This window comes from Pseudodonghicola sp. (genome assembly GCF_048268305.1).
Taxonomy (GTDB): Bacteria; Pseudomonadota; Alphaproteobacteria; order Rhodobacterales; family Rhodobacteraceae; genus Pseudodonghicola.
Genome location: NZ_JBLWVT010000007.1, coordinates 30,902 through 42,240, shown reverse-complemented (window position 1 = coordinate 42,240; position 11,339 = coordinate 30,902). Strand labels below are relative to the sequence as shown.

Annotated in this window: 5 protein-coding genes; 4 read left to right on the top strand and 1 reads right to left on the bottom strand. The window is 67.8% G+C overall.

Annotated features, from left to right (window positions below; all coding sequences use genetic code 11):
• The first annotated feature begins 49 nt into the window (after positions 1–49).
• Positions 50–1,015, top strand: a complete 966-nt coding sequence (locus ACN0V4_RS13850) for a glycosyltransferase family 2 protein (RefSeq protein ID WP_417677068.1) — start codon at positions 50–52, stop codon at positions 1,013–1,015.
• Between the two features lie 140 nt (positions 1,016–1,155).
• On the opposite strand, the gene ACN0V4_RS13845 is transcribed toward ACN0V4_RS13850, so the two are convergent.
• The gene (locus ACN0V4_RS13845; protein ID WP_417677066.1) at positions 1,156–1,914 is read right to left on the bottom strand and encodes a WecB/TagA/CpsF family glycosyltransferase; all 759 of its coding nucleotides are present in this window, start codon (positions 1,912–1,914) and stop codon (positions 1,156–1,158) included.
• Between the two features lie 216 nt (positions 1,915–2,130).
• On the opposite strand from ACN0V4_RS13845, the gene ACN0V4_RS13840 reads away from it, so the two are divergent.
• The 3 genes from ACN0V4_RS13840 to ACN0V4_RS13830 all read left to right on the top strand — a co-directional run bounded on the left by ACN0V4_RS13840 (position 2,131) and on the right by ACN0V4_RS13830 (position 11,338).
• Positions 2,131–3,573: a hypothetical protein gene (locus tag ACN0V4_RS13840; protein WP_417677064.1), complete on the top strand. Its 1,443-nt coding sequence runs from the start codon at positions 2,131–2,133 to the stop codon at positions 3,571–3,573.
• 260 nt (positions 3,574–3,833) lie between these two features.
• On the top strand, positions 3,834–10,337 hold the full coding sequence (locus ACN0V4_RS13835; RefSeq protein ID WP_417677062.1) for a type I polyketide synthase: 6,504 nt from the start codon (positions 3,834–3,836) through the stop codon (positions 10,335–10,337).
• A 5-nt stretch (positions 10,338–10,342) separates the two neighbouring features.
• On the top strand, positions 10,343–11,338 hold the full coding sequence (locus ACN0V4_RS13830) for a glycosyltransferase family 2 protein (protein WP_417677060.1): 996 nt from the start codon (positions 10,343–10,345) through the stop codon (positions 11,336–11,338).
• Position 11,339: the final 1 nt, after the last annotated feature.

Below are 11,339 nucleotides of genomic sequence, written 5' to 3'. Positions count from 1 at the left end.
GGGCCGTCAAAGCCGTTAGGCTGTGCGGCAACCGGGCAAGGAGACGCAAATGGCGGAAATGCGGGTGGACGCGGTGGTGATCGGCCGCAACGAAGGCCAACGGCTGATCGACTGCCTGCGCTCGATGCAAGGCGCGGCGCGGCGGGTGATCTATGTCGATTCCGGCTCCACCGACGGCAGCGTCGCGGCGGCCGAGCGGCTGGGGGCCGAGGTGGTGGCGCTGGACATGTCGCAGCCCTTCACCGCCGCCCGGGCGCGCAACGCCGGACTGGCAGCACTGGCCGGGGACGGGGCGGAATTCGTGCAGCTGGTCGACGGCGATTGCGTGATCGACCCGGGATGGATCGCCACCGCTCAGGCGTTTCTTGTAGGTCACCCCAAGGCCGCCGTCGCCTGCGGCCGACGGCGCGAACGTCACCCCGAGGCTTCGGTCTATAACCGGCTCTGCGACCGGGAATGGAACACCCCGGTGGGCGAGGCCACGGCCTGCGGCGGCGATGCGCTGGTGCGGCGGCAGGCGCTGGCCGAGGTCGGCGGCTTTCGCGACGATCTGATCGCCGGGGAGGAACCCGAGATGTGCTTGCGGTTGCGGCGCGCCGGCTGGAGCATCTGGCGGCTCGATGCCGAGATGACGCTGCATGACGCGCAAATCCTGCGCTTCGGCCAATGGTGGCGGCGCAGCCGGCGGGCCGGTCATGCCTTTGCCGAAGGGGCGCATCTGCATGGTGCCGGCCCCGAACGGCACTGGGTGCAGGAAACCCGCCGCGCGCTGCTTTGGGGCGCCGGGTTGCCGCTGGCGATCCTGCTGCTGATGCTGATCACCCCCTGGGCCGCGCTGTTGGCACTGATCTACCCGGCGCAGGTTCTGCGCCTGGCCCTGCGCGATCGCGGCCCGAACCGCTGGGAAACCGCGCTGTTCACCGTCCTCGGCAAATTCGCCGAGGCGCAGGGCGCATTGGAGTTCCACCTGCGCCGGCTGCGCGGCCAGCGGCGGGGGATCATGGAATACAAGTAATGACTTGGGGAATGCCCCGGAGATCCGTCAAGAGCACAAAGGGTGGCACCTGCCGGGAGGCAACCAGGCGCTGCCCGGCGTAAACGCCGGGAGAGCCATCTGGCTGGGGACATGGCGCAAAGCGCCAGCGACACGCGTTCCTACTTGCCGAACCAGCGCAGCCGCAGCGCCTTGAGCGACTGGCCCGGCAGCACCGCGAAACAGCGGGCATAGCGCGGCACCATCCGCGCCGGGCTGCTCAGCATCCGCCACAGCCATTCCAGCCCGACCCGGCGCATCCAGCGCGGTGCCCGCACCTGATGCCCGCCGAGGAAATCCAGCCCCGCCCCGATCGAGGCGAAGCCCACCGCTGGCGCCAGCGCCCGGCCCCGCGCCGCCAGGCTTTCCTGCTTGGGCGCGCCCAGCGCCAGGAAACAGAGCCTGATCCCCTCGCGGTCGAGCCGTTTCAGAATCTCCGCCGCCTCCTCGCCCATCGGATCGAACACGCCCGAGGGGGCGATGGTCAGCACAATGTTCAACCCCGGCACCTGGCGCTGCAGCGACTGTTTCGCGTCGGCCAACGCCACCTCGGTGCTGCCGACCAGGGCGACCGGCATCGCCTCCTCGGCTGCGACACGACAGATCGGCAGGATCAGATCCGACCCCGGCATCAGCTCCACCGGCCGACCAGCGAGCTTTGACAGTGCCACGATCGGCCAGCCATCGGCCACCACCAGATCCTGCGCCGCATAGATCGCCACGAAGTCGGGCGAGACGCGCATCTTGGCCAGATGGTCGAGATTGACGGTGGCCAGCGCAAAGCCCTCGCCGGCACGGAACCTGCGCCGCAGCTCGGCCAACAGCGCATCACGCGTCGGCATGTTGATCGAGATGGTCTGACCGGAAAACCTGAACTGCACCGAAACTCTCCTTCGCCCCAAGACCATAGGGGCCCCAATGGCATAGGGGCGAATCGACCGCTCGACCAGCCGGGGCCCGAAAGTTTCCGCTGCGGCGTTGTATCCCTGCCCCTCCCGGCTGGATCGCGCACAACGGAGGAGGACAGAGCCGGGCAGAGTTGATAGACTGCGCCGGCGCAGCCGCGCCAAGACAAACAACGACCCCGAGCAGCCCCGATGCCCAACGCCCTTGCCATGCTGATGCTGATGATCTGGCCGATTGCCTGCATCATCCTGATGAAGCGTCTGCCGCTGGAACGCGGGCTGATCTGGTGCATCCTCGGCGGCTATCTGCTGCTGCCGCCGGTGGCGAATTTCGACCTGCCGCTGATCCCGCCGATGGACAAGGATTCGATCCCCAGCGTGATGGCCTTCCTGCTGGCCATCCTGATGCTGCACCGCAAGGTGCCGCTGATGCCGCAATCGGCCGCCGGCAAGGTTCTGGTGCTGATGTTCCTGCTGGGCACCATCCCCACGGTGTTGACCAATGGCGAGCCGGTGACCTATTCGAACGAGTGGGGAGAGTCCTATACCGTGCAGGGGCTGCGGGTGCATGACATCCTGTCGGTGATGGTGGGCCAGGCGATCGTGCTGTTGCCCTTCCTGCTGGGCCGGGCCCTGCTGGGCACGGAAAAGGGCCTGCGCGAGCTGCTGCTCGCGATGATGGTGGGCGGGCTGATCTATACCATCCCCTCCCTGATCGAGATCCGGCTGAGCCCGCAGATCAACGTCTGGGTCTATGGGTTCTTCCAGCATTCCTTCGAACAGATGATGCGCGAGGGGGGCTTCCGTCCGATCGTCTTCCTGCCGCATGGGCTATGGCTGGCCATCTTCATGTTCAGCGCGCTGATTTCCACCGCCGCGCTGACCCGATACGCCGACCCGAAGGTTAGGGCGAAGATGATCATGGCCACCATCTATCTCGCCGGCGTGCTCTACCTGTGCAAAAGCCTCGCCTCGCAGATCTATGCGATCAGCTTCCTGCCGCTGGTGCTTTTCGCCAGCCCCAAGGTTCAAATCCGCGTGGCCTTCCTGCTGGCGGCCACTGCGGTGCTCTATCCGATGCTGCGCAATGCCGGGCTGATCCCGCTCGATTCGATCCTGGCCTGGGCCTCGGACATCAGTCAGGAGCGCGCCGCCTCGCTGCTCTATCGCATCAACAACGAGGAAATCCTGCTGGCCCGGGCGCATGACAAGCTGCTGTTCGGCTGGGGTGGCTGGGGTCGCAACCTGATGCTCGATCCCGCCTCGGGCCGGGTTCTGACGGTGCCGGACGGGCGCTGGATCATCGTCTTCGGCACCTTCGGCTGGCTTGGCTATATCGCCGAGATGGGGCTGCTGGCGCTGCCGCTGGTGCTGCTGTGGCGGCGCAGCCGGTCCGGGGCGGTCTCGAACTATGCCGCGCCGGTGGCCCTGATCATCGCCGCGACGATGGTGGACATGCTGCTGAACGCCACGCTGGTGCCGCTGACCTGGCTCTGTGCCGGGGCGGTGCTGGGGCATGCGGAAAATCCGCGCCTGGCCTCGAGCCCCGAACCACGAGAGACAACGTCGAGGCTGTTCGGCAAGGGACCGGTGATCGGACGACGGCGCCCCAGGGGGCGCCGCACCGTGCTGTGACCCGCGCCGACGGCCGGATTGCGGCAGAAATGGCCACAAATTGTTCATATGACGGCCCAAATAACAGATGATTAATCCCATTGTGCGGCGAGCTGCACGAATGTGATTTCGGCTCTGGAAGTTTTTCCGATCCGAAACAAGGTGTTAGGGGTGACGGTCGGGCACCCTTGAAAGATTGACTGTTGGCAGCCTGCCCCTGTGTCTATTCTCTGACGCGGGTGGGGGCCAACGTGGGGTAAAGCGGAGCGTTTGGTCACTCTATGACGTCGAACGAGAACCATATCAGCAGCGGCGATATCGCCATCGTCGGTCTTTCTGTCCGGGTGCCCGGCGCAGGCTCTGCAGGCGCCTTCTGGGCCAATCTGCGCAGCGGGACGGAATCCATCGTCCGGCTGAGCGAGGAAGAGCTGCTCACCAATGGCGAGGATCCGGCGTTGATGGCGGATCCCAATTACGTCCCCGCCGCCGCGCCGCTGGACGATTACGCGATGTTCGACCCGGAATTCTTCGGATTTTCCCCGAAGGAGGCCTCGATCCTCGATCCGCAGCACCGCAAGTTCCTCGAAGTCGCCTGGGAGGCGATGGAGGATGCCGGCCACCCGCCCGAGACCATCGCCGGACCGATCGGTGTCTATGCCGGCTGCGGCATGGGCAGCTATTTCTATTTCAACATCTGCTCCAATCCCGGGCTGGTGCAGGACGTGGGCATGTTCCTGCTGCGCCACACCGGCAACGACAAGGATTTCCTGTCGACCCGGGTCAGCCATGTGTTCGACCTCAAGGGCCCCTCGATCAACCTGCAGACCGCCTGCTCGACCTCGCTGGTCGCGGTGCATTACGCCTGCAAGGCGCTGCGCGAGCGGGAATGCGACATGGCGCTGGCCGGTGGCGTGACCATCGAGCTGCCGCAGGGCCGTGGCTATATCTACAAGGAAAACGAGATCCTGTCGCCCGACGGCCATTGCCATGCCTTCGACCACCGGGCGCAGGGCACCGTCTTCGGCTCTGGCGCCGGCGCGGTGGCGCTGCGGCGGCTGGAGGATGCGATTGCCGATGGCGATCACATCTGGGCGGTGATCAAGGGCACCGCCGTCAACAACGACGGCGCCGCCAAGGCGGGCTATCTGGCCCCCTCGGTCGACGGTCAGTCGCAGGCGGTGACGCTGGCGCTGAAGGCCGCCGGCGTGCCGGCCGACACCATTGATTACGTCGAATGCCACGGCACCGGCACCTATCTGGGCGACCCGATCGAGGTTTCCGCCCTGACCGAGGCCTATCGCAAGGAGACGACCGAGACCGGCTTTTGCCGCATCGGTTCGGTCAAGACCAATATCGGCCATCTGGATACCGCCGCCGGCGTCGCCGGTCTGGTCAAGACCACGCTGGCGCTGAAACACGGGGAAATCCCGCCCTCGCTGGGCTATGAGGCGCCGAACCCGGCGATTGATTTCGACCATTCGCCGTTCCAGGTCGCCGACCGGCTGCTGCCCTGGCAGTCGCACAAGGGCCCGCGCCGCGCCGGCATCAACGCGCTTGGCGTCGGCGGCACCAATGCCCATGCGATCCTTGAGGAGGCGCCGGAACGCGCCCCCTCGGAGGAGAGCGAGTTTCCCTTCCAGATCCTTTGCCTCTCCGGCCGCACCCGTGCCGCGCTCGATGCCAATTCCCGCGCGCTGGCGGCGCATCTGCGCGCCAACCCCGATCTGTCGCTCGCCGATGTCGCCTTCACCCTGAAGGAAGGGCGCCGCGGGTTCGACAAGCGCCGGGTGCTGGTCGCCGAGAGCGCCGAGGAGGCCGCCCGGCTGCTGGAGGAAAACGACCCGCGCAAGGTCTTCACCCACGACCGGCTCGGCACCGCGCCGGAGCTGATGTTCATGTTCCCCGGCGGCGGCGCCCAATATGCCGGCATGGCCCGCGATCTTTACGAGACCGAGCCGGTCTTTGCCGACTGGATGGATCGCGGCCTCGACCATCTGGAACCCAAGCTCGATTTCGACATCCGCGCGCTTTGGCTGCCGGAGGATGAGGCGGCGCAGTCCGAGGCCGACCGGACGCTGACACGCCCCTCGGTGCAGCTGCCGCTGATCATGATCGTCGAATATGCGCTGGCCCAATTGTGGATGAGCTGGGGCGCCCGCCCCTCTGCCCTGGTCGGCCATTCGATGGGCGAGAATACCGCCGCCTGTCTGGCCGGCGTGATGTCGTTCGAGGATTGCATCGACCTGGTGCTGCTGCGCGGGCGGCTGTTCGATACCGTGCCCGCCGGCGGCATGCTGAGCGTGTCGCTGCCCGAGGCCGAGCTGCGCGAGTTGATCGGCGACGATCTGGACATCGCCAGCGTCAACGCCCCCCGGCTCTGCGCCGTCTCCGGACCGCAGGCGGCGCTCGACGCCCTGTCGAAAACCCTGACCGCGCGAGAGGTCGACCACCAGCGGGTGCAGATCGACATCGCAGCGCATTCGCGCATGCTCGACCCGATCCTGGCAGAGTTCGGCGCCTTCCTGCGGTCGATCCCGCTGTCGGCGCCGACGATGAAGGTGATGTCGAACCGCACTGGCGCGGTCCTGAGTGCCGAACAGGCGACCGATCCCGACTATTGGGTCGGCCAGCTGCGCAATACCGTGCGGTTCAACGACTGCATCACCACCCTGGCGCAGGGCAAGAAACGCGTCTTCCTCGAGGTCGGGCCGGGCAAGGCGCTCAGCTCTCTGGCGCAGATGAACGATGCGGTGGGCTCGGGTCAGGTGATCAGCTCGCTGCGCCACCCGCAGCAGGAGATCGCCGACGACGCCTATTTCCTGTCCGGCATCGGCCGGCTCTGGGCCTGCGGCATCGAAGCCGACTGGGATCAGATCTGGGGCGAGACCAAGCGCCACCGGCTGCCGCTGCCGACCTATGCCTTCCAGTCGAACCGTTATTTCATCGAGCCCGGCAAGCCGCAGGTGACGGTGGAGGGCGAGGTGTCGCTTTCCCGCATCGAGGAGATGTCGCGCTGGGGCTATCGCCCGGCCTGGCGGCCGCGCCCGGCGGATTGCGAGATCGACGTGGACCGCGATCTGGCCGAGGCCGGGGCGCAGACCTGGCTGATCTTCGAGGATGACGCGGGCCTGGCGTCGAAGGTGATCCGGCGACTGAGCGAAGCCGGCCAGAGCGTGACCCGCGTGACCGCCGGCGACACCTATGCCAAGCTCTCCGAGGATCATTATCAACTGCCGCCCGAACAGGGCCGCTTCGGCTATGATAGCCTGTTGGCCGATCTGGCCGAGGCCGGCCGCAGCCCGACGCGGATCGGGCATTTCTGGCTGGTCACCCGGGACGAAAGCCACCGCCCCGGCGGGTCGTTCTATGACCGGATGCTGGAACAGGGGTTCTTCAGCCTGATGTATCTGGCGCAGGCGCTTGGCGGCGCAGAGCTGGAACATCCGGTGCATGTGGTCGCCTTCACCAATGGCGCGGCGCAGCTGGACGACGAAGGGCTGGCCTATCCCGAAAAGGCGCTGATCGCCGGCCCGGTGGGCGTGATCCCGCACGAGATGCCGGGGATCACCCTCGCCTCGGTCGATATCACCCTGCCCGAGGCGGCACCAAAGCGCCTTCTTGCCGCACTCGGCGGCGAAGCGGCCCCGGCCGATCTGACGCCTCTGGTGTCGCAGGCATTGGAAGAACTGCTGGCCGAGCCCGGCACCGAGGTGGCGCTGCGGCGGGGCGAGAAACGCTATATCCGCAGTTGGCGACCGCTGCCGCTGGAGGACAGCGCCGCGCCGGTCTGGAAGGCTGGCGGCACCTATCTGATCACCGGCGGCTTCGGCGGCATCGGGCTGACGCTGGCGGCCGAGCTGATGCGCGACCACGGCGCCAATGTGATCCTGCTGGCCCGCGATCCCCTGCCCGCCCGCGACGATTGGGCGGGCTATCTCGCCAGCCATGCCCCCGGCGACCGCACCGCCCGCCGCATCCGCGCGCTGCAGGAACTTGAGGCGATCGGCCAGGGCGCGGTGATGGCGATCGCGGCGGATGTCTGCAACATCGACCGCATGCGCGCCGCAGTGGCCGAGGCCGAGGAGCGCTTTGGCGCGGTGACCGGGGTGATCCATGCCGCCGGCCAGATCGACGATGGCCCCATCCTCGCCAAGACCGAAAGCGGCGTCGCCCAGGTCTTCGCGCCGAAAGTCACCGGCCTCAGGGTGCTCGACACCCTCTTCCCCGACGGGATGGTCGAGGTGATGGTGCTGTTCTCCTCCTCCTCCACCGCGACGGCACCGGCGGGGCAGATCGACTATGTGGCGGCGAACGAATATCTCAACGCCTTCGCCCAGGGCCGCAAGGGCGCCGCGACGCGGGTGATGGCGGTCGATTGGGGCGTCTGGTCGCAGGTCGGCATGGCGGCCGATGCCATGTCCGCCCGCGACAGCGCCGGCAAGCCGAGCGAGCGGGTGGAGTGCGACCAGCCGCTGTTGCGCGAGACCGGCTTTGATGCCGCCGGCAATCGCCTGTTCGTGTCGACCTATGACGCGCAGGAGACCTGGGTGTTCGACCAGCACCGCACCGCCGCGGGCGAGGCGCTGTTGCCCGGGACCGGCTATATCGAACTGGCGGCAGAGGCGATGGCGGCCCAGGGCATCGCCGCGCCTTACGAGATCCGCGATCTCTATTTCCTCAGACCGCTGCGGGTGGCGAACGACCAGCCCCGCCGCGCCGTCCTGCGGCTGGAGGCCGACGAGGCGAGCCTGAACCTGACCGTGCATTCCGCCCTCGGCGCCGAAGAGGCCGCGGGGTACGAGCTGAACGCCCAGGCGCAGATCCTGCCCCGCGCCGATCTGGCCCGCCCCGCGCCGCTCGATCTGGCCGCGATCGCCGCGCGCTGCGGCGCGCCGGAGCTGGCGGGACCGGAGGAGTGCCTGCATTCCCCGCAAGAGGCGCATCTGCGCTTCGGCCCGCGCTGGCAGGTGCTGCGCCGTCGTGCCATGGGCGCGGGCGAAGGGCTCGCCACGCTGAGCCTGCCACAACAGTGCCGGGGCGATCTGGCCAAGGGCTATCTGATGCATCCGGGGCTGCTCGACCTCGCCACCGGCTGGGCCATCGCGCTGGCGCCGGGCTATGACGACGGCGCCCTCTGGGTGCCGGTCAGCTATCGCGCCATCCGCGTCTTCGCCCCCCTGCCGGGCGAGATCCGCAGCTGGATGCGGCTGACCCCGGGCAGCGCTGCGGCGGAGGGTTTCGCCAGCTTCGATGTCACCCTGACCGACCCTGAGGGCAATGTCTGTGTCGAGATCGAAGGCTTCCAGATGACCCGCACCGCCGGCACGCTGGAGTTCACCGCGCCCAGTAAACCCGATGCGCAGGCCGCCGATCTCGGGCTGGTGGCGGCGTCGCACGACGCGCCGCTCAGCCCCGAGGAACAGCGGCTGCGGCACAATATCACCCAAGGCATCCGCCCCGAGGAAGGGCCCGAGGCGCTGCGCCGGGCGCTGGCGCTGGGGGCGCCGCAGGTGCTGATCAGCACGCTCGACCTGCCGGCGCTGATCACCCAGGCCGCAAGGGTCAGCGCGCCGAAACCGGACGAGGCGCAAAGCTTTGATCGCCCCGATCTGGACACCGATTATGTCGCCCCCGCGACCGAGGTGGAAAAGACCCTAGCCGGTCTCTTCTCCTCGCTTCTCGGGGTGGCGCGGGTCGGGGTGAACGACAGCTTCTTCGACCTTGGCGGCCATTCGCTGATCGCCGTGCGGCTCTTCGCCCGGATCAGCCGGCTCTATAACGTCGAATTCCCGCTCGCCACCCTGTTCGAGGCGCCGAGCGTCGCCGCGCTGGCCGGGCTCATCGCCGCGCGCACCGGGGTGACTGGCGAGGCCGTGGAAGGTGAGACTCCGCCGCAGGCAGAGGCCGCCCCGGCCTTCACCCATCTGGTGGCGCTGCACAAGGGTGGCGCCGCGGCCCGCACCCCGTTCTTCCTGGTCGCCGGCATGTTCGGCAACGTGCTGAACCTGCGCCATCTTGCGCTGATGCTGGGCCGCGACCGGCCGGTCTGGGGGCTGCAGGCGCGCGGGCTGATCGGCGGCGACGAGCCGCACCACCGGATGGAGGAGGCCGCCGCCGATTACATCGCCGAGCTGCGCCAGGTGCAGCCGCATGGGCCCTATCTGCTGGGCGGCTTCTCGGGCGGCGGCATCACCGCCTATGAGATCGCGCGCCAGCTTGAAGCGGCGGGTGAAAAGGTGGCGCTGCTGGTCATGCTGGATACGCCCCTGCCCGTCCGCCCAACGCTCAGTTCGCAGGACAAGGCGCTGATCAAGCTGCAGGAGTTGCGCCGCAAGGGTGCCGGATACCTGAGCGAATGGGCCGGCAACCGCATCCGTTGGGAACTGCAGAAGCGTCGTGGCGCCCCGGCGCTGGTCAGCACCGGCACCAGCTTCAACAACGAAAAGATCGAAGCCGCCTTCCGCGATTCGCTGACCGCCTATGACCTCAAGCCCTGGAACGGGCCGATGGTGCTGTTCCGCCCGCCGCTCGACCGGCACTGGAAGGTGTCGGGCGGCAATTGGGTGAGCGCGGCGCGCGAATATGTCTTCGACGACAACCAATGGACCGCCCACGTGCCGCGCACCCAGGTGGTCGAGGTACCGGGGGATCACGATTCCATGGTGCTGGTCCCGAATGTCAGCGTGCTGGCCGAGAAGATGAAGACCTTTATCGACAAGGCCGAGGCCGGGCTGCCGCCCGACAGCCCCGAGGTTTCGGGCGACCATCGGCAGGCGGCGGAGTGATGACGATGACCGCCCCCACTGTCCTGACCGTGCTTCTGAACTTCCGCACCCCCGATCTGACCCTGCGGTCGGCCGAGGCGGCGCTGATCGCCATGGAGCATGTCGCCGGCGAGATCGTGATCGTCGACAACGATTCCGGCGACGGATCGTTCGAGACCATCCGCGCGGCGGCCGAGGCGCGCGGATGGCTCGCCTCCGGCCGGCTCAGGGTGATCGCCTCGGACCATAACGGCGGCTTCGGCGCGGGGATGAATGTCGGCATGGCCGCCGGCCTCGCCTCTGGTGCGGCGCCGGATTTCTATTACCTGCTGAACTCCGACGCCTTTCCCGAGGCCGGCACCATCGCCGCGCTGCGCGATTTCCTGATCGCCCACCCCAAGGCCGGGTTCGCCGGCAGCTTCGTCTATGGCGAGGACGGCGCGCCACATCAGACCGCCTTCCGCTTCCCCTCCGCCGCCGGAGAGTTCGAGACGGCGGCGCGCACCGGCGTCTTCTCGCGTCTGCTGAAGAATTCCATCATTGCCCTGCCGGTCCCCGATCGGGCGACGCAGATCGACTGGACCGCCGGCGCCAGCCTGATGCTGCGGGCCGAGATGATCCACCAGATCGGCGGCTTCGACGAGACCTTCTTCCTCTATTACGAGGAGACCGAGCTTTGCCATCGGGCGGCGCAGGCCGGCTGGCAATGCTGGTTCGTCCCCGAAAGCCGGATCATGCATCTGGGCTCCGTCTCCACCGGCATGAAGCGCTGGAGCCGGACCCCGGGGTATTGGTTCGACTCGCGCCGCTATTACTTCACCAAGACCCATGGGGCCGCCTATGCCCTGGCCGCGACGCTGGCCCGGGTGGCCGGACAATCGGTCTGGGGCCTGCGCCGGCTGCTGCAGGGCAAGCCGCAGGCTGATCCAGATCATTTCCTGCGCGATCTCGTCGCCCATAGTGTCGGGCCGGGGCTCAAACCCCGCGCGCCCGTCTCGCCTTTTACCGCCACCCCTCGTTGAG